The organism is Mesorhizobium kowhaii (assembly GCF_042431665.1).
Taxonomy (GTDB): Bacteria; Pseudomonadota; Alphaproteobacteria; order Rhizobiales; family Rhizobiaceae; genus Mesorhizobium; species Mesorhizobium kowhaii.
This window is the reverse complement of the sequence record NZ_JBHLYT010000053.1, coordinates 139499-164342: the sequence shown is the minus strand read 5'-3', so window position 1 is coordinate 164342 and position 24844 is coordinate 139499. Positions and strand designations below refer to the sequence as shown.

The window sequence follows — 24844 nt, the reverse complement described above, 5'->3', positions numbered from 1 at the left end:
GAAGATAAAGCCGATTCCGACCCTGTCGGAATGGATCTGGCCGTGCGGAGCCGGAAAGCGCTTATTCGGTGTCCGGCAATTCCATGTCGGTGACGATGTTCTCGCCATTGGTCTCATCGTAGGCGATGACGACGTCCATGCCCGGCTTCAGCGAGTCGAGATCTGTCTCGGCATTCAGCTTGTAGGACTTGCCGTCATCCAGCGTCAGCGTCGCCGTGTCCTTGTCGATCTTCTTGATCAGGCCTTCGGTCTGGCCAGCGAAAGCGGCGGTGGAAAGCAGCAGCGTGGCGGCAACGGCGCCAATCAGGGTACGCATGGTCGTTCCTTTTTGTCATTGCACCGGCATGGCGGCGGCAGGCGATGGCTGGCGGATGGAAGAGAGCAGAAACCAACCGAATGTGTCAAAACTAAATCCGCCAGATCACAGTTTGACCCCTGTGAAAAACGCCAATAGAAGGCAGACCACAGCGCCGCGCGTCCTCTTGGATGCGCAGGGACGCTGTAGCACTTTTGATTTTGCGCATGATCCTTTCCGAAAATTGCTTCGATTTCGGGTCATGTGCTAAGCCGGCTCCGACGCCGGGGCAGGGTCATTTCATGTCTCACAACACGTTCGGCCACCTTTTCCGCGTCACCACCTGGGGCGAAAGCCACGGCGCCGCACTCGGCTGTGTGGTCGACGGCTGTCCGCCCGGCATCCGCTTCACTCAGCGAGACATCCAGGCCGAACTCGACAAGCGCCGGCCGGGCCAGTCACGCTTCGTCACCCAGCGCCGCGAACCCGATGAAGTGAAGGTGCTGTCGGGCTTCATCCTCGACGAGGACGGCGAGACGATGATCACCACCGGCACGCCGGTGTCGATGCTGATCGAGAATGTCGACCAGCGCTCGAAGGACTATGGCGAAATCGCCCGCCAATATCGGCCCGGCCATGCCGATTACACCTATGACGTCAAATATGGCGTGCGCGATTATCGCGGCGGCGGCCGCTCCTCGGCCCGCGAGACGGCGGCGCGCGTGGCGGCCGGAGCACTCGCCCGCAAGGTGGTGCCGGGCGTGGTGGTGCGCGGCGCGCTGGTGTCGATGGGCGAAAAATCGATCGATCGCGCCAACTGGAACTGGAATTTCATCGGCGACGCGGAAAATCCGTTCTTCACCCCAGATCCGGCTTCCGTCCCCGTCTTCACGCAGTATCTCGACGGCATCCGCAAGGCGGGATCCTCGGTCGGTGCGGTGATCGAGATCGTTGCCGATGGTGTTCCGGCTGGCCTCGGCGCACCGATCTACGCCAAGCTCGACCAGGACATTGCGTCCGGCCTGATGTCGATCAACGCCGTCAAGGGCGTCGAGATCGGCAATGGTTTCGAGGCCGCCCGCATCACCGGCGAGCAGAATGCCGACGAGATGCGCATGGGCAATGACGGCAAGCCGGTGTTCCTGTCCAACAATGCCGGCGGTATCCTCGGCGGCATCTCGACCGGCCAGGCGATCATCGCCCGTTTCGCCGTCAAGCCGACCTCATCGATCCTGACGCCGCGAAAGTCGATCGACAAGGACGGTAACGACGTCGAGATCATGACCAAGGGTCGTCACGATCCATGTGTCGGCATCCGCGCCGTGCCGATCGGCGAGGCGATGGTTGCCTGCGCCATTGCCGATCATTATCTGCGTCATAGGGGACAGACAGGGAAGGGAATAGGGAATAGGCAGTAGGCAGTAGGCAGTAGTTAGGCCGCCTACAGAGCCAGCCATTTTTCCTTTTCCCTACTCCCTTACTGCCCTACTCCCTATTCCCTGCGAGCGAAGCGAGCCCAATGCCTTACGACCAGAAGAAAATCGTCGAAGCCCTGCGCGCTTTCGAGCGCGGCGAGATCGTCGTCGTCATGGACGATGACGGGCGCGAGAACGAGGGCGACCTGATCGTCGCTGCCGTCCACTGCACGCCGGAGAAGATGGCGTTCATCATCCGTCACACCTCCGGCATCGTCTGCACGCCGATGCCGCGCGAGGAGGCCAAGCGGCTCAACCTGTCGCCGATGGTCGCCGACAATGATTCCGCCCATACCACCGCCTTCACCGTCAGCGTCGATTTCAAGCACGGCACGACCACAGGCATTTCGGCCGAGGACCGCACGTTGACCGTGCGCAATCTCGCCAACGGCAATGTCGGCGGCTCGGATTTCGTCCGCCCCGGCCATATCTTTCCGCTGATCGCGCGCGAGGGCGGCGTGCTGATGCGCTCGGGCCATACCGAAGCTGCGGTCGATCTGTGCAAGCTCGCCGGCCTGGCGCCAGTCGGCGTCATCTCGGAACTGGTCAACGACGACGGCACCGTCAAGCGCGGCCCGCAGGTTTCGGCCTTTGCCGAAGAGCATGGCCTCAAACAGGTTTCGGTCGCCGACCTCATCGCCTACCGGCAACGCAAGGAAACGCTGGTCGAACGCGTGGCTTGCTCCGAAATCGACACGCTCGGCGGCAAGGCGCAGGTCTTCACCTACACGTTGCCCTGGGACTCGATGCATCACGTCGCCATTGTCTTCGGCGACATCCGCGACGGCGAGGAGGTGCCGGTGCGCCTGCATTCCGAGGATGTGGTGACCGACGTGTTCGGCACCAGCCATCGGCTGGACGGCATCATGAAGGCGATGGGCGAGCGCAGGCGTGGTGTCATCGTCTATCTGCGCGAGGGCTCCGTCGGCGTCGCCCATCAGGAGCGCAAGCGGCCGGCCAGCGGCGACCGCGAGGATCACGAAGAGGCGCGCCGCCGTGAGAACGAATGGCGCGAGATTGGTCTCGGCGCGCAGATCCTCAAGGATCTCGGCATTTCCTCGATCAATCTGATCGCTTCACGCGAACGCCACTATGTCGGTCTCGAGGGCTTTGGCATCCACATCGCCAAGACCGAGATTCTCTGAAGGGCAACCACCGGGATAGCGCCCGGTCCGTTCGAAACCGGGCGCTTCGGGGATCATTCTGCAGGAACGACGCCTGCTTCGCATCCGTCCAGGTCGCATTTAGGCGTGGCAAGGCTGCGCTGGCCAAGCAGTACGGTGGCCAGTGCGATTGTACCTGAAGCCACCGACACCCAGAACCCGTTCTGGGCGCCGAATGCATCCACCACCGAGCCGGCCGCGAACGAGCCCAGCGCCATGCCGATGCCGATCCCGGTGGTCACCCAGGTGATGCCCTCAGTCAGCATCGCTTCCGGCACGTGCCGCTCGATCAAGCCGAATGCCGTGATGAAGGTCGGTGAGATCGCCACGCCGCTGACGAAGACGGCCAGCGCCAGAAGCGGCACCGTGTCGGCGGCGAGCAACGGCAGCGCTGTGAGCGCGATGACGGCGACGGCGATAGCAAGTTGACGCTGCAGGGCCATTTTCAGGTTGAGCGCCCCGACGATGATGCCGAGCACGAACGACCCCAGCGCGTAGACACCGATGACCAGGCTTGCGGCGGCCGGCTGGCCAAGCTCCTTGGTGATCGCCACGGTGCTCACTTCCGTCGTCGCGAAGGTTGCGCCGATGAAGATCAGGGCGAAGGTGATGATCTGCACCGGCCGCAGGCGGATTGCCGAGCCGCGCGAACCCTGTTCCGCCGGCCGCACTTGCGGCTCGGTCGAACGCTGCAGGATGAACGCCGTCGAGCCGACGGCAAGGAACAGCGTGCTCGCCAGCATTCCCGCTTCCGGGAACAGGGCGGCACTCAGGCCCACCGACAGCGATGCCCCGGCAACGTAGACCAGCTCGTCCGCCGCCGACTCGAAGGCGAATGCGGTGTTCATTTCGGGCCGCCCGCGGAAAATCTCGGTCCAGCGCGCGCGCACCATTGCCGGGATGCTGGGCATCGCCGCGGCGAGCAGCGCCGACACGAACAACGTCCATGCCGGCCAGTCCTGATTGGCCGCCACAATCAGGACTGCGAAGGCGAGCACGGAGATGATCGTGGTCGGCACCACGATCCGCGTCTGGCCAACGCGGTCCACCAGCCTTGATATCTGCGGCGCCGCGAAAGCGTTGGCCAGCGCGAATGTCGCGGAAACGGCGCCGGCCAGCCAGTACTCGCCGCGCGTCTGCGACAGCATCGCCACGATGCCGATTGGCGCCATCGCAATCGGCAGTCGAGCCATGAAGCCTGCGCTTGCAAAGCCCTTGGCGCCGGGGGCGCGAAAGATTTCCGAATAGGGATTTTGCATGGTCCGGTTCCTCGACAAAGGAAGATTCGACAATTACATACGAAGCGTATGATTGTTAGATAGATCATACGCCACGTATGTCAATTGGCATACGGTGCGTATGTTAATGGGTCCAGAAGCCATGCACAAACCTCGCAAGGAAATGATCGCCGAGACCCGCGCCAAGCTGATCGCGGCGGCCCGCCATGCCTTCGGTACGATCGGCTATGCCCAGGCCTCGATGGATGATTTCACTGCCTCGGCCGGGCTGACGCGCGGCGCACTCTATCATCACTTCGGCGACAAGAAGGGATTACTGCAGGCGGTCATCGCCGAAATCGACGGCGAGATGGCGGCGCGCGTGAACGAAGTGGCGTCGAGAGCGCCGACCCGCTGGCAGCATTTCGTCGACGAATGCACGACCTATATCGAGATGGCGCTGGAGCCGGAAATCCAGCGCATCATGTTCCGGGATGGCCCGGCCGTGCTGGGAGATCCGGCACAATGGCCGAACGCCAATGCGTGCATCGCTTCAATGACCGGCCACCTGACGACGCTGCAGGAGGAGGGGGTTATCGTCTCCAGCCTCGACCCCGAGACCGCCTCGCGGCTGATCAACGGAGCGAGCAGTCAGGCGGCACAGCGGATCGCCAATTCGAACGACCCCGAAGCGACGTCGAAGAAGGTGGTGACGGCGTTCAAGCAACTGCTTGAGGGTCTGCTCAAAAAGCCGGGTCCGCAGCCGAACTAGAATCCCCATTGGCGGCCTGGCCCGCTACTGCCCGCGATTGACAATAACCGGTTTGAGCGCATCCTCCTGCGCCATCTCTGAGCGGGAGATTCGGGGCATGTGGGATTTCGATATTGGCAGGTCGGTGTCCATCATGATGCGGACCTGGCCCTTCATTGTCTTTCGCATGATCGTCTATTTCGGCATCACGCTGGCCTACATCATGGCGACCGGCACCGGCGCCTCCGTTGGCTACGGCGTCGGCCATATCTCCACCGATCCCGACGGACCGCTGTCCTTTGCCTTGTGGGGCGGCGTGGTTGGCTTTGGCGTCGTCTCGATCGCCGTCTACTGGATCCGCGAATACATCCTGTATGTCGTCAAGGCCGGCCATATCGCGGTCATGGTCCATCTGATCGACGGCCGTGACATTCCCGCCGGCCAGAACCAGATTGCCTACGCCAAGGACATCGTGACCCAGCGTTTTGCCGAGGCCAACATGCTTTTTGTCGTCGACCAGCTGGTCAAGGGCGCCATCCGCGCCATTACCGGGCTGATCGGCGGCATCGCCGCCTTCCTGCCGATTCCGGGCTTGGGCGGCCTGGTCTCCTTCATCAACACGGTGATCCGCCTGTCGCTGACCTATGTCGACGAAATCATCCTCGGCTACAACATCCGCATCAATTCAGCCTCGCCGTTCGAGACGGCGCGGCAAGGCGTCGTGCTCTACGCCCAGAACGCCGAGATCATGGTCAAGAACGCCGTCTGGCTGGCGGTCATCATGTGGGGCGTGTCGTTCGTCATCTTCCTGTTGATGCTGGCTCCGGCCGGCGCCATTCTTTTCCTCATGCCCGGGCAACTTGCCGGTTGGGCCTTCGTGCTCGCCATCGTCTTCGCCTGGGCCTTCAAGGCAGCGTTCATCGAACCCTTCGCCATCGCCTGCCTGATGCAGGTCTATTTCAGGACTGTCGAAGGCCAGGTGCCAGATCCCGCCTGGGACGCCCGGCTGGCCGAAGCGTCGTCGAAGTTCAGGGAACTCAAAGACAAGGCGCTGGCCTCCTTCGGCGGCTCGCGCTGGGGCACGGCCGGCGCGACCCGCTGATCAGCGGTGGTCGCCGATGCGACGTCAACGGCATTGAGGCGCTGCACGGTCGATTTGAGCAGCGCTTCACCTTGCCCGGAAAAGGTCTCGCTCATGATCAGCTCCGGCAGCGGCAAGCGGCGGCCCCAGCCATGCGCTTCGAGGTCTGGCTTTGGCGCGAACTCGGAAACATGGCCGACGCAGAGATAGGCGACCGGCGTCACATGCTCGGGAATTGACAGCAGGCTTTTCAATGCCTGCGCCTCGATGATGCTGACCCAGCCGACACCGACGCCTTCGGCGCGCGCCGCCAGCCAGAAATTCTGCACCGCGCAGACCGTGCTGTAGAGGTCCATCTCCGGATTGTGCCAGCGCCCCAGCGGCGAACCCTTCGAGCGCTGGCGGTCGCACGTGATGCAGATGTTGAGCGCGCTTTCGCAGATGCCTTCCAGCTTGAGCTTGCGGTAGAGCGCCTGCCGGTCTTCCGCGATGGCCGGCAATTCCTGCTCACGTGCCGCCAGGAACAGGTCGCGCACTTTTTCCCGTCGCTCGGCATCGCGAATGACGATGAAATTCCAAGGCTGCATGAAGCCGACCGACGGCGCATGGTGAGCGGCAAGCAGCAGCCGCGCCAGCACCTCAACGTCGAGCGCGTTTGGCAGGAAATGGCTGCGGACATCGCGCCGCGTGAACATGGCGCGATAGACCGCGTCGCGCGCGCTCTGGTCAAATCCGTCGCCAACAGCAGCGGTCATGTGTTCCGGCATCGCGTGTCCCCTTGCGATTGCAGTAGATGCCATCCGCCTGACCATGCGGATGACGATGTCTGCCAGGCCGGTCTTCTGGCTCGGGATCAACCCGCGTCCGGTGCCTTCCCGTCATCGACAGTGGCATTTACCGGCGCGGTCCCCCTCACAGCGTTGGGCACGCCACGGAGTTCAACCGTGTTCCCGATTCTCCCGCTTGCGGCGGGCACCAGGCAGTGGCAGCGACCTTACGCCGAAGCGCCGAGGACGCCAATGCCTGCAGCGACACCAATGGACGCATGTGTGATTTTCCCCAACCATCAGGCCACAACGCATGGCCATCGCGACGTCGGGGCACTAGATAGGGAAGATGACCACTCGTCTCTACACCCATCCAATCTTCCTTGAGCACATCACGCCGCCGGGTCACCCTGAGCGGCCGGATCGCTTGCGCGCCATCGAGCGGGTGCTCGACGATGAAGCTTTTACCGCGCTCGATCGCGTCCAGGCGACCGAGGGCGATGAGGCCACGATCCTCTACGCGCATCCCGCCGATTTCGTCGCCCGTGTCCGCGCCGCCATTCCCGACGAGGGCATCGCCCGCATCGACGCCGACACCACCGCCAGCCCGAAGAGCTGGCAAGCGGCGATAACCGCGATCGGCGCCGCCAATGCAGCCGTGGATGACGTTTTCACTGGCCGCGCCGACAATGTCTTCGTCGCCGCCCGGCCGCCCGGCCACCATGCCGAAAAAACCACGGCCATGGGTTTCTGCCTCTTCAACACGGCGGCGATCGCCGCGCGCTATGCGCAGAGGAAACATGGCGTCGAGCGCGTTGCGGTCGTCGACTGGGATGTGCATCACGGCAACGGCACGCAGGATATTTTCTGGGACGATCCATCGGTGCTCTATTGCTCGACCCACCAGATGCCGCTCTATCCCGGCACCGGGGCAAAGAGCGAAACCGGCGCCGGCAATATCGTCAACGCGCCGTTGGCGCCGCAGACCGGCAGCGAGGTTTTCCGCGATGCCTTCCTGTCGCGTGTCCTGCCGGCACTCGACAATTTCGCGCCCGACCTCATCATCATTTCGGCCGGCTTCGATGCGCACCATCGCGATCCGCTGGCCGAGATCAACCTGACCGAGGATGATTTCGACTGGGCGACCGGCCAGCTGATGCAGCGCGCCACGCGCCACAGCGGCAACCGGCTCGTCAGCCTGCTCGAGGGTGGCTACGATCTGCAGGGACTGGCATTTTCGGTCGCCGCCCATGTCGGGCGACTGATGAAAGGATGAATGATGGCTGGTGAGACCAACGAAGATATCAAGGCGATGAGCTTCGAACAGGCACTCGACGCGCTGGAAAAGATCGTCGATGATCTGGAGCGTGGCGACGTGCCGCTCGACCAGTCGATCAGGATCTATGAGCGCGGCGAGGCGCTGAAGGCACATTGCGACCGGCTGCTGAAGGCCGCCGAGGACAAGGTCGAGAAGATCAGGCTGTCGCGCGACGGCAAGCCGGTTGGAACGGAGCCGCTCGACGCCGACTGAGGCATGCTGCCGAACGATGGTCTTGCCTCACCGGTTTTTGGACATGATCATGATCGAGGATAGAAGCCGTCTCGATTGAAACGGCTTCAGGACAAGAGGAGGTTCGGAAACGATGTGCAGAAACATCAAGACCCTGTTCAATTTTGATCCGCCGGCAACCCATGACGAGGTGCGCGACGCAGCACTTCAGTTTGTCCGCAAATTGAGCGGAACGACGCGACCTTCGAAGCAGAACCAGCACGCCTTCGACCATGCGGTCGAAGCCATTGCGGTGTCGGCGCGCGAGCTTCTCGGCTCCCTCGAAACCCATCAGCATCCTCGCAATCGCGAAGAGGTGGCGGCCAAGGCGCGGGCGAAGGCGGCGGTCCGTTTCGCCTGATGCGGCAAGCAGGCACGGCCACTGACAAGGAGAGTCCATGAGTTTCTTCCCTGGGAAAGACCCTGAAGTCGGCGATGCCTTTGCCAGCGACCAGATCGAACTGATGGTCATTCCTAACGCCAAGGACATTGGCGGTTTTCAGGTGCGCCGCGCTCTGCCGACCGCCAAAAGGCGGCTGGTCGGGCCTTTCATCTTCTTCGACCGCATGGGCCCGGCGATCCTGCGGGCCGGCCAGGCACTCGATGTCCGTCCGCATCCGCATATTGGTCTGTCGACGGTGACCTACCTGTTCGACGGCAAGATCCGGCATCGCGATTCCCTCGGTACCGAAATGGTCATCCAGCCCGGCGACGTGAATTTGATGACAGCCGGCCGCGGCATCGTGCACTCCGAGCGCACGCCCGAAGAATTGCGCGGCGCGCCGATGTCGGTCTCCGGCCTGCAGACATGGCTGGCACTGCCGGATGGTGGGGAAGAAGTCGCCCCGGTGTTCGAGAACACCGCAGCACTTCGGCTTCCCGAGATCGATGCCGAAGGCGTCAGCGGGCGCATCGTCATCGGCAACTTCCAGGGGCTGCGCTCTCCAGTCGCAACGGCCTCCGACACGCTCTATGCCGACCTCAGGCTGGCGCCGGGCGCCAGCGTGAAAATCCCGGCCGACGCCGAGGAGCGCGCTATCTACACGCTCGAAGGCGAGGCCTCGATTTCGGGCGATGTTTTTCCGGCGGAACGGCTGCTGGTGTTCCGGCCCGGCGATGAGATCGTCGTGTCGTCGGATACCGGCGCCCATTTCATGCTGTTCGGTGGCGCCTCGCTCGGCTCGAAGCGTTACATCTGGTGGAATTTCGTCTCGTCCTCCAAGGAGCGCATCGAACAAGCCAAGGAAGAATGGAAGACGGGCCGCTTCGATATCGTTCCCGGCGATGAGGAAGAATTCATCCCGTTGCCGGAAAGCTAATGCATGTTGCCCAAAAGTGGCCCCGGTTCTGGGAGAACGACATGCATGAAACAAAGACCTGATCCGCGTCACTGACACGCATTTACTTTCGCCGGCCGCCGGCCTATCCCGCCCATGAACAGAAAGCCTGAGCAGGCCAATCCGTGAACGCAACGCCGCATACCCCGCTTCTCGACAAGGTCCGCATCCCCGCCGACCTGCGCACGCTTGCCGAGAGCGAATTGCCGCAACTGGCATCCGAGCTTCGTGCCGAACTGATCGACGCGGTGTCCCACACCGGCGGCCATCTTGGCGCCGGCCTTGGCGTGGTCGAGCTGACGGTGGCGCTGCACTATGTCTTCAACACCCCGGATGACCGGCTGATCTGGGATGTTGGCCATCAGGCCTATCCGCACAAGATCCTCACCGGCCGCCGCGACCGCATCCGCACCTTGCGGCAGGAAGGGGGCCTGTCCGGCTTCACCCGCCGCGCCGAGAGCGAATACGATCCCTTCGGCGCCGCCCACTCCTCGACATCGATATCGGCCGGCCTCGGCATGGCCGCCGCTCGCGATCTCTCCGGCGGCCGCAACAACGTCATCGCCGTCATCGGCGACGGCGCGATGTCGGCCGGCATGGCCTACGAGGCGATGAACAATGCCGGCGCGCTCGATGCCCGGCTCATCGTCATCCTCAACGACAACGACATGTCGATTGCGCCGCCGACCGGCGCGATGAGCGCCTATCTGGCGCGTCTGGCTTCCGGCAAGACCTATGTCGGCCTGCGCGACTTCGGCAAGAAACTGACCTCTTATCTCGGCAAGCGCGCCGATCGTGCGATCACCCGGGCGGTCGAGCATGCACGCGGCTACGTCACCGGCGGCACGCTGTTCGAGGAGCTCGGCTTCTATCATATCGGCCCGATCGACGGTCACAATCTCGAGCATTTGATCCCCGTCCTGAAGAATGTCCGCGACAATGGCGAAGGCCCGGTGCTGATCCATGTCGTCACCCAGAAGGGCAAGGGCTACGCACCGGCCGAAGCCGCCGCCGACAAGTATCACGGCGTCAACAAGTTCGACGTCATCACCGGCGCGCAGGCCAAGGCGCCGGCCAACGCGCCGGCCTACACCAAGGTGTTCGCCGAAAGCCTGGTCCAGGAAGGCCGCGAGGACGACCGCATCGTCGCTGTCACCGCCGCCATGCCGAGTGGCACCGGCCTCGACCTGTTCGGTGAAGCGTTCCCGTCCCGGATATTCGATGTCGGCATCGCCGAACAGCACGCGGTGACCTTCGCCGCCGGCCTCGCCACCGAAGGTTACAAGCCGTTCGCGGCGATCTATTCGACCTTCCTGCAACGCGCCTACGACCAGGTCGTCCACGACGTCGCCATCCAGAAATTGCCGGTGCGCTTTCCCATCGACCGCGCCGGCTTTGTCGGCGCCGATGGCGCCACCCATTGCGGCGCCTTCGACACCACCTTCCTGGCGACCTTGCCGGGTTTCGTGGTGATGGCGGCGGCGGACGAGGCGGAGCTGCGCCACATGGTGCGCACCGCGGCGAGCTACGATGACGGTCCGATCGCCTTTCGCTATCCGCGCGGCAACGGCGTCGGTGTCGACATGCCGGAGCGCGGCACGGTCCTCGAAATCGGCAAGGGCCGTATCGTCAGGGAAGGCACCAAGGTCGCACTCCTGTCCTTCGGCACGCGGCTGCAGGATTGCCTCATCGCTGCCGAGGAGCTTGGCGCGGCCGGGCTTTCCACCACGGTCGCCGATGCCCGTTTCGCCAAGCCGCTCGACGAGGATCTGGTCCGCCGGCTGGCCCGCTCGCACGAGGTTCTGGTGACGGTGGAGGAGGGCGCCGTCGGCGGCTTCGCCAGCCATGTGCTGCAGTTCCTCGCCCATGAGGGCTTGCTGGAAAGTGGCCTGAAGGTGCGCCCGCTGGTACTGCCCGACGCGTTCACCGACCACGCCAAGCCGGAAAAGATGTATGCCGATGCCGGGCTGGATGCCGCCGGCATCGTGCGCACGGTATTCGTCGCCCTCGGCCATACAGCCCGCGCCCAGCGCGCCTGAATCAAAATCTCAAGGGCTTCAATCAGTTTGCCGGCTTGATGCCTTAACGCATTGTTAACGCTGCCGTTTGGCGCTTTGCTTACCGTGTCTCTTGGCCGTTTTTCAACGGCGCCCTGCTAGATCGTGATCAGGCAGGGAGACAACAACAATGAGAACGCTTCTGTGCGGCGTGGCGCTTTCAGCGGTCATCGTCGCGCCGGCCGCCGCCGAAACGCGCTATGATCGCAGCCTTGAAAAGGCGGCCATGGGCATCATCGCCGGCAAGATGGGGAATATCCGCGGCGGCTTTTCCTACAAGCAGGTGCCGCAGCTCGTGGTCGTGCCAGACGCCGCGCCTGTTGCCGGGACCGAACGCCCGAGCGAAGAAGCCACGGGCAAGCCAGACGACGGTCTGTCGCCCGCCGTCGAGCGGCAGGTTTCCCGAACCATTTTCTAGCGCATGTCGCCCAAAGGTGCGCAGCGCGCTTTAGAACCACAAATCGCGCACGCAGCGGCCATCGCGTGGCAGGTCGTCGTAAGTATCGAGGCCATCGAAATGGTCGATCGGCAAGTCGGCGACGGCCTCAGGCGGTGCGAGCCTTACATTGACGGCGATTCGAGTGCGGCCAGTGGCGCTGGAGCGCAAGCCACGCCAGGCGAGCACGCAGGCGCAAGTGGGACAGAACAGGATCTCGAGCGAGGGCACATCCTTTCCGGCGCGCGTATAGCTGCTCACGGGTCCCGCGACGCGGATGCGTTCATCGACATAGTCGTAGGCCCAGAGCACGCCATAGCGGCTGCAAAGCGTACAATTGCAGGCGGTGATCGACCCGGGATCGCCCTCCAGGGTCCAGTGGATTGCACCACAGTGGCAGGTTCCTGTCAGCATCCGTCCTTCCCAGTGTTCGGACAACAAACGGCGTTCCTGCTTAACATTGTGCCGACCCGATGCGATGCGCGCAAGCGGCGGAGCGGCTTGATGTGTTCGCACGCTTGCAACGATGTTTCTTGTCCGGCCCCAATATCCTTGCCTTCGCGACCAGCTTTCGCCATGAAGGCCGATGAACTCGCCTCTGCCAGCCAGCACCCGCCAGCGGCTCGACGACCTGCTCGTCCAGCGGAGCCTGTTTGCCAGCCGTTCGCGTGCCCGTGACGCGGTCGAGCGTGGCAAGGTGATGGTGGACGGCGTCATAGCCCGCAAGCCCGGCCAGAACGTTTCGCCGCAATGCCTGATCGCCATCGATGATCCGGCGCAGGGCTATGTCTCGCGTGCGGCGCTGAAACTGATCGGCGGGCTCGACCATTTCGGCCTCGATCCTGCCGGCCGCGAGGCGCTCGACATCGGCGCCTCGACCGGCGGCTTCACCCAGGTCCTGCTCGAGCGCGGCGTGGCCCACGTCACCGCCATCGATGTCGGGCATGGCCAGATGCATCCCGATATCGGCGGCGATCCGCGTGTAACAGTCGTCGAGGGCCTGAACGCCCGCGATCTTGCCGTCACCGATCTTGGCGGCCGTATCCCGGATTTCATCGTTTCCGATGTCAGCTTCATTTCGCTGAAACTCGCGCTGCCGCCGGCGCTCGCCATTGCGAAGGCTGGTGCACGCGCCATGTTTCTGGTCAAGCCGCAATTCGAGGCGGGCCGCGAAGCGATCGGCAAGGGCGGCCTGTTGAAGGATCCCTACGATGCCGCCCGTGTCGCTGGCCTGCTGCAGGATTGGCTGGACGCCGTTCCCGGCTGGCGTTCGCTCGGGCTGCATTTGTCGCCCATCGAAGGCGGCGACGGCAACCGCGAATTCCTGCTCGGTGGGATCAAGGATCGATGAGCGCGCGCTTCAGCATCAGGAAGCTTGGCGCCCAGGGCGACGGCATCGCCGAGACCGAGAGCGGCGATCTGTTCATTCCATTCACATTGCCCGGCGAGGTCGTCACCGCCGCGCGCGAAAAAGACCGCGCCATGCTGATGGCGGTGCTGGAGGCTTCGCCGCTGCGCATCGATCCCGCCTGCCGCCATTTCACCGAATGCGGCGGTTGCGCGCTCCAGCATTTCGAAGCCGAAGCCTATCGCCAATGGAAACGCGAAAAGGTGGTGCACGCCCTGAAGGGCAAGGGCATCGATTGCGAGATCGGCGACCTGGTCGCATGCGCGCCGCACACGCGCCGCCGTGTCGTGCTCGCCGCGCGGCGCACAGACACAGGCATGCTGCTCGGCTTCAATCGCCATCTGTCGCCGGAAATCATCTCCATATCGGAATGTCCGATCTCGCTGCCCCAGATCGTCAGCGCGCTCGATCGGCTGAAGGCGCTCGCCGAACTGGTTTGCGCCACAACCAAATCGTTCCGGCTGGCGGTCACCGTGACAGGTTCGGGCCTTGACGTCGCGGTTCACGAATCCGGCAAGCTTGGCGAAAACCAGCGTCGGGTCGCCTCCAACTTCGTCTTGGCTCAGGGATTTGCCAGGCTGTCGATCGATGACGAGATCATCATCGAGCCAAGAAAGCCGGTGGTGATGTTCGGCAGCGTCGCCGTCGCCGTGCCCCCGGGCGCCTTTCTGCAGGCAACCGAGGCCGCCGAACAGACCATGGCCGATATCGTCGGCGGACATCTGAAGCGTGCCAAGAAGGTCACCGATCTTTTCGCCGGTTGCGGCAGCTTTGCCTTGCGGCTGGCAGTGAAGTCGGAAGTCCATGCGGTGGAAGGCGACGCGGCAGCCCTTTCGGCGCTCGACCGGGGCTCACGCTTCGCGACCGGGCTGAAGCGGGTGACGGGCGAACGCCGCGACCTGTTCCGCCGGCCGCTGACATTCAAGGAATTGAATGCCTTCGACGGCCTGGTGTTCGACCCGCCACGGGCGGGTGCCGAGGACCAGTCGAAGCAGATCGCGCGGTCGGATGTTCCGCTTGTCTCGGCCGTGTCCTGCAATCCGGTGACGCTGGCTCGCGACCTGCGCATCCTGCTCGACGGCGGCTACACCTTGAAAAGCGTGACGCCGATAGACCAGTTCCTGTGGTCGCCGCATGTCGAGGCGGTGGCGCTGCTGGAGAAGCCGAAGCGGCGGCGTTAGGGCTTGTGAAGCGTTCGGTAAAGCTGGCTGCGTCCCACAGCCTTACGGGGCGAAAGGCTGGGCAGGGCGATTGCAAAGCTGTGGGATAGATGCCGCCGCAGTTGAGCTTGCTGCTCAAAACAGGCACATTGCGCCGTGGAATGGGGGGATGAAAAAGATGATTTCACCAGGGTTCGTGGCTGAGATTTTGGGTGCGGCTTTTACCATGGCGCTCACAGGTGCGCTGGTCGCTTGGCTTTTTAGAAAGATTACTCGTATCGGGCTATTGCCGTCCTATGCACTTGGCATCACGGTCATGACGTTTGTCGCAGCTGCGCTGTATGTCTCCGGCCACGACGGGACTGTCGACTACCTGAGTGCCTGGATCAAGTATGCGATCGGCGGTGTCGTCGGCTTCCTCATTCTCTATACGACATCGCGCAGGTCGGTCAGCAAGACATAACTGTTCGGCCCAAAAGGCTGGACGACCAGACAATCGAGTTGATCTCTGCCGACTGCCAAGAACGCTAGCTTTTGCCACCGCAGGTAGTCGAAATAGGTCGGGGGGAGCTATGCTTCTTGCACGCTGTCATGTCCGGCTGCTTTCGCGGCCTTGATGAACCTGCGGTCAAACGTTGCGAAGCCAGCGCAATGCGCAGATTTGCCCAGATGCAGTGCATTTGCGAAATCCATCCCCTTCTCCGCGAGATCGAGCGCGGACGACACAATTGCGGCATCATCCATCTCAACGGTCGGGAGCCCGCCGAACGCCCGCAGCGCCTGGACGATTTCGGCCTTGCCGTAACCATAGGCGCTGCGCAGCACCCATTCGACTTCCAGGATCACGGTAATGGCGACAAAGACCAGCCGACCGTCGATCAACTGCCGGGCGCGCTGGGACTGCTCGGGATGGTCGCCTGTCAGGTAGCGAACGATAACGTTGGCATCAATCGCGAGCATGGCGTCGCCGCGCCTCGGCGAGCACGCCCGCGTCCATTTCTTCTAGTCTCTTCGGCTTGCCGCTGTGTGGCAGAGAGGCAAATACGTCTTCTGGCCGCGTCTCGGCAAAGGCCGGCGCCAGTTTCAAAAGGACGCCCTCCGACGTGTCCTCGACCTGTAGGCGTGTTCCGGCCCCCCATTCTCTCCGTTTCCGGATCGCGCTGGGCAGGATGACCTGTCCCTTGGTCGAGACGGTCGTTGTGAGCTTTTCTGGAGCAGCCATAGCAGTTTGGCTCCGATGTAAGACAACTGTAAGATAACTGGAGATTGCGCCGACTTCAAGACCATGAAGGTTCGATCGGCCGACCAGTCAAACCCGCGTGCCGCCCACCGTCATCTGGTTCATGCGCAAATGCGGCTGGCCGACGCCGACCGGCACGCCCTGTCCCGCCTTGCCGCACATGCCGATGCCGGTATCGAGCTTCATGTCGTTGCCGATCATGGAAACGCGGTGCATGGCATCCGGCCCGTTGCCGATCAGCATGGCGCCCTTGATCGGCTGCGTCACCTTGCCGTTCTCGATCATGTAGGCCTCGGTGCAGCCGAACACGAATTTGCCCGAGGTGATGTCAACCTGGCCACCGCCGAAGGACACGGCATAGATACCGTTCTTGACCGAGGCGATGATTTCGTCCGGTTCCATGTCGCCCGCCGTCATAAAGGTGTTGGTCATGCGCGGCATCGGCTGGTGGGCATAGCCTTCGCGCCGACCGTTGCCGGTGGCCTTCATGCCCATCAGCCGGGCATTCTGGCGATCCTGCATGTAGCCGACCAGTTTGCCGTCCTCGATCAGCACGTTGCGGGCTGTCGGTGTCCCTTCATCATCGACGGTCAGCGAACCGCGCCGCTCCGGCATGGTGCCGTCGTCGACGACAGTCACTCCCTTGGCGGCGACCTGCTGGCCCAGCAGGCCGGCGAAGGCCGAGGTCTTCTTGCGGTTGAAGTCACCTTCGAGCCCATGGCCGACGGCCTCGTGTAGCATGACGCCCGGCCAGCCGCTGGAGAGCACGATGTCAAAAGTGCCGGCCGGCGCTGGTATGGCCTCAAGATTGACCAGCGCTTGCCTCAGCGCCTCCTTGGCCGCGTGCCTCCAGCTGTCCTCGACAAGGAAGTCGCCGAAGGCCTTGCGTCCGCCCATGCCGTACGACCCGCTCTCCTGGCGGTCGCCATCGCCGACGACGACCGAAACGCTGACCCTGACCAAGGGGCGGATGTCGCGCACCACCTGGCCATCGGCGCGCACGATCTCGACATGTTGCCAGGATGAGGTCAGCGAGGCCGAAACCTGGCGCACGCGCGGATCCTCGGCGCGCAGCCAGGCGTCGATTTCCTGCAGGAGCTTTGCCTTGGCCTCGAAGGAGGGCGAGGGGATCGGATTCTCGTCGCCATAGAGACGGCGGTTGGTACGGGCGGGCGCTGCGGCCAGCGTGCCGGAATAGCCGCCCTTGACGGTTGAAACGGCGTCGGCGGCGCGCAGCAGCGAAGCCTCGGACAAATCGCTGGAATGGGCATAGCCGCTGGCTTCGCCGGCCACGGCACGAAGGCCAAACCCCTGGTCGGTGTTGAAGTTGGCGGTCTTCAGCCGGCCGTTGTCGAACATCAGCGCTTCGCTCTCGCTGTATTCGAGGAACAGTTCGCCGTCGTCGGCGCCGTTGATGGTGTTGGCGACGATCTGCTTGATGCGATCGTCTGAAATGTCGAATTGGCCGATCAGGCTGTTCATGGCGCGGGCCCTTCAATAAGCGGTTTTACCCGATGTAGGCGCCAGGGCGCCGTTCGGCAATCCTCACGATGGAACACGGCAGATCCTATGTCAGGCGGCGCGCCATCACGATTTCGTCGATCTCCCGGCCCTCATGAAGAAAGCCTGCAGGTATGCAGCCAATTTCGTGAAAGCCTTCGCGTTGATAAAATCGTATGGCGGCTGGATTTTCCGCGCTTACAGCCAGCTCGACCTGCCTTATGCCCGATGCGCGGGCATGATCGAGCAGCAGATTGAGCATCGCGACGGCGTGTCCGCCGCCACGCTCGCTGTCGCGCAAATAGACCATGATGATGGTGGCGCGGTGCGCCATCTTGCTGCCCTGCTGCCGCATCAGGCCCATTATGCCGACAGGCTCCTCGCCCCGGAAGCTGACGACGACCGGGTTGGTTGTCAGGCGCCGACGCCACTCCTCATCAGGGAGACTTTCCCAATCCGATGCGCTGCTGGCGAAGGCTTCGGGAGCAGCGCGCAAGGCCTCCAGGCGAATTCGCTTGAAGATCTCGAATCGTCCGGATCGAGCAGTTTCAAGGCCAAACAGTCAGGCTCAGGGCAGGGCGGCGAAACCGTCGGCGAAACCCTTGAGGTCGACGGGGATGCCGATGCCTTCTTCCGGGGTCTGGAAGACAATGAAGGTGGCCGACGTACCGGTCTTCAGCGTGTCGAGCAGAGGCTTTTCGAGAATGACTTCGGCATAGCAGCCGTCCTGGAAGCAGCGCACGAAATAGGCGCGGCCGATATCCTTGCCGTCGACATTGAGGCCGAGCCCGTTGGGCAAAAGCACGCCAAGCGGCGCCAGCACGCGCAGGATCTCCGCCTTGTTGTCGGCGGTGCGCAGCACGACCACCGAGAGCCCCATCTCCGGGCGGTCCTCGGCGACGACGTTCTGCATCATCACGCATTGCTCGGAGGTGGCGCCGGCCGGTGTGTCGCAGATGATCGACCACGCGCCATGCGTCGAGCGAACGGTGCCGCTCGGTTGCGCGGCATTGGCCGTGCCGTACAGGCCCATCGCGGACAAGGCGGCGAGAAAGATGACCTTCGCCAAGGTTCTCGAAAGCCAAGAGTTCATGACGGCTCCATTGCGAATCACGGCACTTTAAGCCGCGCCAAAGCCAAGTAAAGGACGAGACCGCAACCGGTCTGCCCCGAAAAAGCCAATACGGCGCTTTTCCCTGCCAATTTCGCCCGAATTGCGACGTTGGTACGCCCGGCCCGCAGGAATGTGGCCATTGGCAAAACATATGCGATTCGGGACCGTTGCCGTTGCCTTCAAAGGCACATCCGGGCTTGCGCGCAAAAATGCCGCACGGTTTCGCCCGCTCCTTTCTTGCGGAGGGAAAAAGAGTATGGTTTGAACCACCTTGAGACTGTCGGGATTCCCGTCCCGGCATTGTTCGATATTCTTGTGGGCATAGCCGCGAGGAACTGGGAGACGATGAGGGCGATGAGAAAATTCCTAGCAGGCGCAATTGCCGCTGCCACGTTTTTCGCCGGCGCATCCGCCCATGCCGATCAGCCCAAGGATTGGCAGACCGGCTTCCAGGCGCCGGCGACCGATATGATGCGGCAGATCGAGTGGTTCGGGAACTACACGCTCTGGTTCATCATCCCGATCACCGCCCTGGTGCTGTTTCTTCTCGCCTACTGCATCATCAAATTCCGCGCGAGCGTGAACCCGGTCCCGTCAAAGACCAGCCACAACACGCTGATCGAGGTGATCTGGACCGTCGGCCCGGTCGTCATCCTGCTCTGCATCGCCATCCCTTCGTTCCAGCTGCTGACCGCGCAATACACGCCGCCGGAAGACGCAAAGCTGACCGTCAAGGCGACCGGCAACCAGTGGAACTGGGACTACGAATACCAGACCGAGAACACGATTTCCTTCAATTCAGCGATCCTGCAGGACGCCGACCGGGCAGCTGCCGGCAAGGAAGATCGCAAGGTCTATCCGCGCCTGCTCGCCGTCGACAACGAGATGGTTGTGCCGGTCAACACCATGACCCGCGTCCTGGTGACGGCAACGGACGTGATCCACTCCTTCGCCATGCCGGCATTCGGCATCAAGATGGACGCGGTTCCCGGTCGCACCAACGAGACCTGGTTCAAGGCCGAAAAGGAAGGCCTCTACTACGGCCAGTGCTCGCAGCTCTGCGGCAAGGATCACGCTTTCATGCCGATCGCCATCCGCGTCGTCTCCGACGCACAATTCAAAAGCTGGCTGGCGGAAGCCAAAACCAACCTGCCCGGCGCCAACAAGGCGCTGATGGCTGAGGTCGACGGCCAGAACAAGGTAGCGGCCGCCGGCAACTGATGCCGCGGCCAATAAGAGATCAGGGAACGGAGCGGAACATGGCAGGCGCTGCAGCTCACGACGACCACGACCACAAGCCGTATCACGGCTGGGTCCGGTGGGTGTACTCCACCAACCACAAGGACATCGGCACGCTCTATCTGATCTTTGCGATCTTCGCCGGCATCGTCGGCGGTGCCTTGTCGGTCGCCATCCGCATGGAGTTACAGGAGCCGGGGATCCAGATTTTCAGTGGCCTCGCGCAGATGGTCTACGGCATGAACGGTGATGCCGCGATCGACGGCGGCAAGAGCATGTACAACGCCTTCGCCACCGCGCATGCGCTGATCATGATCTTCTTCATGGTCATGCCGGCCCTGATCGGCGGTTTTGCCAACTGGATGGTGCCGATCATGATCGGTGCGCCTGACATGGCCTTCCCGCGCATGAACAACATCTCGTTCTGGCTGCTGCCGCCGGCCTTCCTGCTTTTGATCGCCTCGGCCTTCATGCCGAGCGCGCCCGGCGCCTATGGCGTCGGCGGCGGCTGGACGCTTTATCCGCCGCTGTCGACTTCGGGTCAGCCCGGGCCGGCGATGGATCTGGCGATCCTGTCGATCCACATTGCCGGCGCCTCGTCGATCCTTGGCGCCATCAACTTCATCACCACCATCTTCAACATGCGCGCGCCGGGCATGACGATGCACAAGATGCCGCTGTTCGCCTGGTCGGTGCTGGTCACCGCCTTCCTGCTGCTGTTGTCGCTCCCGGTGCTTGCCGGCGGCATCACCATGCTCTTGACCGACCGCAACTTCGGCACGACCTTCTTCGCGCCCGATGGCGGCGGCGATCCGATCCTGTTCCAGCACCTGTTCTGGTTCTTCGGTCACCCGGAAGTCTACATCCTGATCCTGCCGGGCTTCGGCATCATCAGCCACATCGTCTCGACCTTCTCGAAGAAACCGGTGTTCGGCTACCTTGGTATGGCCTACGCGATGGTCGCCATCGGCGCGGTCGGTTTCATCGTCTGGGCCCACCACATGTACACGACCGGCCTGTCGCTCGACACGCAGCGCTACTTCGTCTTCGCCACGATGGTCATCGCGGTGCCGACGGGCGTCAAGATCTTCTCCTGGATCGCCACGATGTGGGGTGGATCGATTTCGCTGAAGCCGCCGATGCTGTGGGCTTTGGGTTTCATCTTCCTGTTCACGATTGGCGGCGTCACCGGCGTCCAGCTGGCCAATGCAGGTCTCGACCGCTCGCTGCACGACACCTATTTCGTGATCGCGCACTTCCACTACGTGCTGTCGTTGGGCGCGGTCTTCGCCATCTTCGCCGGCTGGTACTACTGGTTCCCGAAGATGACCGGCTACATGTATTCCTTTGCCATCGCCAACACCCATTTCTGGGTCACCTTCGTCGGCGTCAACCTGATCTTCTTCCCGCAGCATTTCCTCGGCCTTGCCGGCATGCCGCGCCGCACCATCGACTATCCCGACGCGTTTGCCGGCTGGAACATGGTGTCGTCCTACGGCTCGTATATCTCGGCCGTCGGTGTCGCGATCTTCCTTTACGGTGTGTTTGAGGCTTTCCAGAAGAAGCGGGTCGCTGGTGCCAATCCGTGGGGCGAAGGCGCCACGACACTGGAATGGCAGCTGCCTTCGCCGCCGCCGTTCCACCAGTGGGAGCAACTGCCGAAGATCAAGTAAGGCGGCAGCCTCCATGGAATCGAAACCGCCGGCCTGCCGGCGGTTTTGGCCAAACGGAATGATGGACTTGAGTACGCATGGCCCTAGTCGACGAAACCAGCATTGACGAAGCGGGCTTCCGCATGTCGGAAGCGACGGCGGGCGATTTCTTCGCCCTGCTGAAGCCGCGCGTCATGTCGCTGGTGGTATTCACGGCCTTCGTCGGACTGGTCGCAGCCCCGGTGACCATCAATCCGTTGCTTGCGGTGATCGCCATCCTGTCGATTGCCATCGGCGCCGGGGCCTCCGGCGCGCTCAACATGTGGTATGACGCCGACATCGACGCGGTGATGACGCGCACCGCCTCTCGTCCGGTGCCGGCCGGCCGCATCCGGCCGGGCGAAGCGCTGAGTTTCGGGCTGGTGCTGTCGGTGTTGTCGGTGATGACGCTGGGCGTGCTGGTCAACTGGCTGTCGGCGACGCTGCTGGCCTTCACCATCTTCTTCTATGCCGTCGTCTATACGATGTGGCTGAAGCGCTGGACGCCGCAGAACATCGTCATCGGCGGCGCCGCCGGCGCCATTCCGCCGGTCATCGGCTGGGCCGCGGTAACCGGAAGCGTTAGCCTGGAAAGCTTTGTCCTGTTCCTGATCATCTTCCTGTGGACGCCGCCGCATTTCTGGGCGCTGGCGCTGTTCAAGTCCGAGGACTATGCCCGCGCCGGCATTCCTATGATGCCGAATGTCGCCGGCCAGGCTTCGACCCGCCGCCAGATCTTTGCTTACGCGCTGCTGCTGGCGCCGGTCGGCGTGCTGCCATGGATCCTGGGCTACACCACGCCGGTCTATGGCGTCGCCGCCATGATGCTTGGGTTGGGTTTTGTCTGGTACGCGTGGAAAGTGCTTGATATGGCCGACGATGACCGCGTGATGAAGCCGGCCAAGGCCCTGTTCGCCTATTCGCTGCTCTATCTCTTCGCCATCTTCGCCGTCTATCTCGCCGACAGCGTCGTCGAGCGCGCGCTTGCCATGGGTGGTGCATGACCATGATCGAAGAAAAGCTCGAGCTGATCACGCTGACCGAGCGGCAGAGGAAAGCCAGACGCAATCGCTCTGTCGCCATCGGCCTGGCGCTGGCGGTGCTGGTGATCATTTTCTACATCGCGACGATCGTGAAATTCGGTCATCACCCCGGCTCGATGTGAGGACACGATGAGCCACGACACGATGACCGCCAGCAGGAAGAACACCAACCGCGTCCTCGCGTTTGTCTGCCTTGCCTTTTTCGGCGGCATGATCGGCATGGCCTATGCTGCGGTGCCGCTCTACAAGATGTTCTGCCAGGCAACGGGCTATGGCGGCACCACGCGACGCGCCACGCAGCAATATGCCAACCGGGTGCTCGACCGTGACATCGTTGTCCGTTTCGATGCCAACATCGCCGGCGTGCCGTGGGATTTCCAGCCGGTCGATCGTTCGATGACAATGAAGATCGGCGAGACGGTGCAGGCGCACTATCAGGCCACCAACAAGTTCGATCGCCCGGTTACCGGCCGCGCCACGTTCAATGTGCAGCCGGAACTGGCGGGTCCCTACTTCAACAAGGTCGAGTGCTTCTGCTTCACCGATACGACGCTGAAGCCGGGCGAGACGCTGGACATGCCGGTCGTCTTCTATGTGGATCCCGATATCGTGAATGTACCGGAACTGAAGGACGTGAAGACAATCACCCTGTCCTATACGATGTTCCCGGTCGAGAAGAGCAAGCCGGTCGCGTCATCAGTGCCGGTCCAAGGCAGCAGCAAGACAATTTCGAATACCGAAGCAAATCTCGGGGGTTGATATGGCAGACGCGCACGCAAAACCACACCATGACTACCATCTCGTCGACCCGAGCCCATGGCCTTTCCTGGGGTCCATCGGCGCGCTGGTGACCGCGATCGGCGGCGTCTGCCTGATGCAGTATCTCAAGGCCGGCGACTTCCCGATCTTCGGCTTCAACATCGCCAATCCGTGGCTGTTCTTCATCGGCCTGGCGATCGTCCTCTACACCATGTTTGCCTGGTGGTCGGACACGATCAAGGAAGCGCATGAGGGCCATCACACGCGGGTCGTGTCGCTGCACCTGCGCTACGGCATGATCATGTTCATCGCCTCCGAGGTGATGTTCTTCGTCGCCTGGTTCTGGGCCTACTTCGACGCCAGCCTGTTTCCGAGCGAGGCGCAGCAATACGCCCGCACCGCGTTTACCGGCGGTGTCTGGCCGCCGAAGGGCATGGAGGTTCTCGATCCCTTCCACCTGCCGCTCTACAACACCATCATCCTGCTGCTGTCGGGCACCACGGTCACCTGGGCACACCATTCGCTCATCCATGGCGATCGCAAGGGGCTGATCAACGGCCTGGTGCTGACCGTCGGCCTCGGCATGCTGTTCACCATGGTGCAGGCCTACGAGTACATGCATGCTCCGTTCGCCTTCAAGGATTCCATCTACGGCGCCACCTTCTTCATGGCGACCGGCTTCCATGGCTTCCACGTCATCATCGGCACCATCTTCTTGGCTGTTTGCCTGATCAGGGCGATGAAGGGTGATTTCACCCCCAAGCAGCATTTCGGCTTCGAGGCGGCCGCCTGGTATTGGCACTTCGTCGACGTCGTCTGGCTGTTCCTGTTCTCAGCGATCTATGTCTGGGGATCGGTCGGCGCGGTGATCGAAGCCCACTGATTTCGACCTGAGCATGACCCCGAAAAGTGGAATCCGGTTTTCGGAGAAGGTCATGCTCAAAACAAAGAGATAGAGCCCCATCCCGATTCATCGGGATGGAACAGGCTCTAGGGATTTCGAGAAGGCGGCCGCGGCGACGTGGCCGCCTTCTTCATTTCGGCGCAATGATCGCCGATCGATGGCCGATGCGGCTGACTGTTCTCTGTGCCATTTGCGCGTGCATGATCGCGACAGTGCCGGCCCTTGCTGGTGAGAAAGTCGATCTGGTGCGTGTCGACAAGTCGGACCGGCGGCTGCAGCTGATCGGCGACGGCAAGGTCCTGCAAAGCTACAGCATCACGCTCGGCGGCGATCCGCTTGGGCACAAGCACCAGGAGGGCGATCAACGCACGCCCGAGGGGCGCTATGTCCTCGACTGGCGCAACCCGAACAGCATCGCCCACAAGTCGATCCACATCTCCTATCCCAATGCCGACGATCTGGCGGCCGCGAAGGCACGCAATGTCGATGCGGGCGGCATGATCATGATCCACGGCCAGCCAAACGGTTTCGGCTGGTGGGGCTGGCTGCTACAATTGGTCGACTGGACCGACGGCTGTATTGCGGTTACGGACTGCGACATGGACGAAATCTGGGCAATGGTGGCCGATGGGACACCGATCGAGATCGAGCGGTAAGC

The 24844-nt window shown here is 62.7% G+C and carries 28 protein-coding genes, 1 pseudogene and 1 riboswitch; of the genes and pseudogenes, 20 read left to right on the top strand and 9 right to left on the bottom strand.

Annotated features, from left to right (window positions below):
- Positions 1-61: 61 nt before the first annotated feature.
- Positions 62-316, bottom strand: a complete 255-nt coding sequence (locus ACFFNA_RS28215) for a DUF1344 domain-containing protein (protein ID WP_111546839.1) — start codon at positions 314-316, stop codon at positions 62-64.
- Positions 317-597: 281 nt separating this feature from the next.
- On the opposite strand from ACFFNA_RS28215, the gene aroC reads away from it, so the two are divergent.
- Both aroC and ribB read left to right on the top strand, forming a co-directional pair.
- A complete protein-coding gene (gene aroC / locus ACFFNA_RS28210; RefSeq protein WP_378923197.1) occupies positions 598-1713 on the top strand; it encodes a chorismate synthase in 1116 nt (371 codons plus the stop codon).
- Between the two features lie 101 nt (positions 1714-1814).
- Complete coding sequence (gene ribB / locus ACFFNA_RS28205) at positions 1815-2915, top strand: 3,4-dihydroxy-2-butanone-4-phosphate synthase (protein WP_111546838.1); 1101 nt, start codon at positions 1815-1817, stop codon at positions 2913-2915.
- Between the two features lie 53 nt (positions 2916-2968).
- Here ribB and ACFFNA_RS28200 read toward each other — a convergent pair whose 3' ends face one another.
- Positions 2969-4192, bottom strand: a complete 1224-nt coding sequence (locus ACFFNA_RS28200; RefSeq protein WP_378923196.1) for an MFS transporter — start codon at positions 4190-4192, stop codon at positions 2969-2971.
- A gap of 121 nt (positions 4193-4313) precedes the next feature.
- Between ACFFNA_RS28200 and ACFFNA_RS28195 the strand changes: the two genes are divergently transcribed.
- The gene (locus tag ACFFNA_RS28195) at positions 4314-4922 is read left to right on the top strand and encodes a TetR/AcrR family transcriptional regulator (protein ID WP_378923195.1); all 609 of its coding nucleotides are present in this window, start codon (positions 4314-4316) and stop codon (positions 4920-4922) included.
- 97 nt (positions 4923-5019) lie between these two features.
- Positions 5020-6003, top strand: a complete 984-nt coding sequence (locus ACFFNA_RS28190) for a hypothetical protein (protein WP_378923194.1) — start codon at positions 5020-5022, stop codon at positions 6001-6003.
- Between the two features lie 116 nt (positions 6004-6119).
- On the opposite strand, the pseudogene bluB reads toward ACFFNA_RS28190, so the two are convergent.
- Positions 6120-6737: pseudogene (bluB, locus tag ACFFNA_RS28185) on the bottom strand (5,6-dimethylbenzimidazole synthase); the annotation flags it as partial.
- 60 nt (positions 6738-6797) lie between these two features.
- Positions 6798-6977, bottom strand: a riboswitch (cobalamin riboswitch).
- Between the two features lie 121 nt (positions 6978-7098).
- Here bluB and ACFFNA_RS28180 point away from each other — a divergent pair.
- From ACFFNA_RS28180 to ACFFNA_RS28155, 6 genes are all read left to right on the top strand, one after another.
- Entirely contained in the window at positions 7099-8025 is a 927-nt protein-coding gene (locus ACFFNA_RS28180; protein ID WP_378923193.1) for a histone deacetylase family protein, read from the top strand.
- 3 nt (positions 8026-8028) lie between these two features.
- The gene (locus tag ACFFNA_RS28175) at positions 8029-8280 is read left to right on the top strand and encodes an exodeoxyribonuclease VII small subunit (RefSeq protein WP_027035956.1); all 252 of its coding nucleotides are present in this window, start codon (positions 8029-8031) and stop codon (positions 8278-8280) included.
- A gap of 112 nt (positions 8281-8392) precedes the next feature.
- A complete protein-coding gene (locus ACFFNA_RS28170; RefSeq protein WP_111546833.1) occupies positions 8393-8659 on the top strand; it encodes a DUF2277 domain-containing protein in 267 nt (88 codons plus the stop codon).
- A 37-nt stretch (positions 8660-8696) separates the two neighbouring features.
- Positions 8697-9617 carry a pirin family protein gene (locus ACFFNA_RS28165; RefSeq protein ID WP_378923192.1) on the top strand — a complete coding sequence of 307 codons (921 nt, stop codon included), beginning with the start codon at positions 8697-8699 and terminating at the stop codon, positions 9615-9617.
- Positions 9618-9760: 143 nt separating this feature from the next.
- The gene (gene dxs, locus ACFFNA_RS28160) at positions 9761-11674 is read left to right on the top strand and encodes a 1-deoxy-D-xylulose-5-phosphate synthase (RefSeq protein WP_111546831.1); all 1914 of its coding nucleotides are present in this window, start codon (positions 9761-9763) and stop codon (positions 11672-11674) included.
- Positions 11675-11822: 148 nt separating this feature from the next.
- Positions 11823-12110, top strand: coding sequence for a hypothetical protein (locus ACFFNA_RS28155; protein WP_378923191.1), 288 nt, complete (start codon positions 11823-11825; stop codon positions 12108-12110).
- A 30-nt stretch (positions 12111-12140) separates the two neighbouring features.
- Here ACFFNA_RS28155 and ACFFNA_RS28150 read toward each other — a convergent pair whose 3' ends face one another.
- Complete coding sequence (locus ACFFNA_RS28150; RefSeq protein WP_378923190.1) at positions 12141-12542, bottom strand: GFA family protein; 402 nt, start codon at positions 12540-12542, stop codon at positions 12141-12143.
- 172 nt (positions 12543-12714) lie between these two features.
- Here ACFFNA_RS28150 and ACFFNA_RS28145 point away from each other — a divergent pair, with 172 nt between their 5' ends.
- The 3 genes from ACFFNA_RS28145 to ACFFNA_RS28135 all read left to right on the top strand — a co-directional run bounded on the left by ACFFNA_RS28145 (position 12715) and on the right by ACFFNA_RS28135 (position 15159).
- On the top strand, positions 12715-13479 hold the full coding sequence (locus ACFFNA_RS28145) for a TlyA family RNA methyltransferase (RefSeq protein WP_378923189.1): 765 nt from the start codon (positions 12715-12717) through the stop codon (positions 13477-13479).
- The gene (locus ACFFNA_RS28140; RefSeq protein WP_378923188.1) at positions 13476-14717 is read left to right on the top strand and encodes a class I SAM-dependent RNA methyltransferase; all 1242 of its coding nucleotides are present in this window, start codon (positions 13476-13478) and stop codon (positions 14715-14717) included. The genes ACFFNA_RS28145 and ACFFNA_RS28140 overlap by 4 nt, the downstream gene beginning before the upstream one ends.
- A gap of 148 nt (positions 14718-14865) precedes the next feature.
- Positions 14866-15159 (top strand): hypothetical protein, encoded by a 294-nt coding sequence (locus ACFFNA_RS28135; RefSeq protein WP_378923187.1) that lies wholly within the window; start codon positions 14866-14868, stop codon positions 15157-15159.
- 107 nt (positions 15160-15266) lie between these two features.
- Here the strand turns inward: ACFFNA_RS28135 and ACFFNA_RS28130 are convergent, their stop codons facing one another.
- The 5 genes from ACFFNA_RS28130 to ACFFNA_RS28110 form a co-directional block, all read right to left on the bottom strand.
- Positions 15267-15656 (bottom strand): type II toxin-antitoxin system VapC family toxin, encoded by a 390-nt coding sequence (locus tag ACFFNA_RS28130; RefSeq protein WP_378923186.1) that lies wholly within the window; start codon positions 15654-15656, stop codon positions 15267-15269.
- Positions 15643-15918, bottom strand: coding sequence for an AbrB/MazE/SpoVT family DNA-binding domain-containing protein (locus tag ACFFNA_RS28125; protein WP_378923185.1), 276 nt, complete (start codon positions 15916-15918; stop codon positions 15643-15645). Before ACFFNA_RS28125 ends, ACFFNA_RS28130 begins: the two co-directional genes overlap by 14 nt.
- 87 nt (positions 15919-16005) lie before the next feature.
- Positions 16006-17418: a metalloprotease TldD gene (gene tldD, locus ACFFNA_RS28120; protein ID WP_378923184.1), complete on the bottom strand. Its 1413-nt coding sequence runs from the start codon at positions 17416-17418 to the stop codon at positions 16006-16008.
- Positions 17419-17503: 85 nt separating this feature from the next.
- Entirely contained in the window at positions 17504-17998 is a 495-nt protein-coding gene (locus ACFFNA_RS28115; protein WP_378923824.1) for a GNAT family N-acetyltransferase, read from the bottom strand.
- A gap of 6 nt (positions 17999-18004) precedes the next feature.
- Complete coding sequence (locus tag ACFFNA_RS28110; RefSeq protein ID WP_378923183.1) at positions 18005-18529, bottom strand: invasion associated locus B family protein; 525 nt, start codon at positions 18527-18529, stop codon at positions 18005-18007.
- 375 nt (positions 18530-18904) lie between these two features.
- On the opposite strand from ACFFNA_RS28110, the gene coxB reads away from it, so the two are divergent.
- The 7 genes from coxB (at position 18905) to ACFFNA_RS28075 (ending at position 24842) form a co-directional block, all read left to right on the top strand.
- On the top strand, positions 18905-19771 hold the full coding sequence (gene coxB, locus ACFFNA_RS28105; RefSeq protein WP_378923182.1) for a cytochrome c oxidase subunit II: 867 nt from the start codon (positions 18905-18907) through the stop codon (positions 19769-19771).
- Positions 19772-19809: 38 nt separating this feature from the next.
- Entirely contained in the window at positions 19810-21462 is a 1653-nt protein-coding gene (gene ctaD, locus ACFFNA_RS28100) for a cytochrome c oxidase subunit I (RefSeq protein WP_111546010.1), read from the top strand.
- 77 nt (positions 21463-21539) lie between these two features.
- Positions 21540-22484, top strand: a complete 945-nt coding sequence (locus ACFFNA_RS28095; protein ID WP_378923181.1) for a heme o synthase — start codon at positions 21540-21542, stop codon at positions 22482-22484.
- Positions 22481-22645, top strand: a complete 165-nt coding sequence (locus ACFFNA_RS28090; protein WP_167458591.1) for a cytochrome c oxidase system small membrane protein — start codon at positions 22481-22483, stop codon at positions 22643-22645. Before ACFFNA_RS28095 ends, ACFFNA_RS28090 begins: the two co-directional genes overlap by 4 nt.
- 7 nt (positions 22646-22652) lie before the next feature.
- Complete coding sequence (locus tag ACFFNA_RS28085) at positions 22653-23282, top strand: cytochrome c oxidase assembly protein (protein ID WP_378923180.1); 630 nt, start codon at positions 22653-22655, stop codon at positions 23280-23282.
- A gap of 1 nt (position 23283) precedes the next feature.
- Positions 23284-24165: a cytochrome c oxidase subunit 3 gene (locus ACFFNA_RS28080; RefSeq protein ID WP_111546007.1), complete on the top strand. Its 882-nt coding sequence runs from the start codon at positions 23284-23286 to the stop codon at positions 24163-24165.
- A gap of 185 nt (positions 24166-24350) precedes the next feature.
- Positions 24351-24842: a L,D-transpeptidase family protein gene (locus ACFFNA_RS28075; protein ID WP_378923179.1), complete on the top strand. Its 492-nt coding sequence runs from the start codon at positions 24351-24353 to the stop codon at positions 24840-24842.
- Positions 24843-24844: the final 2 nt, after the last annotated feature.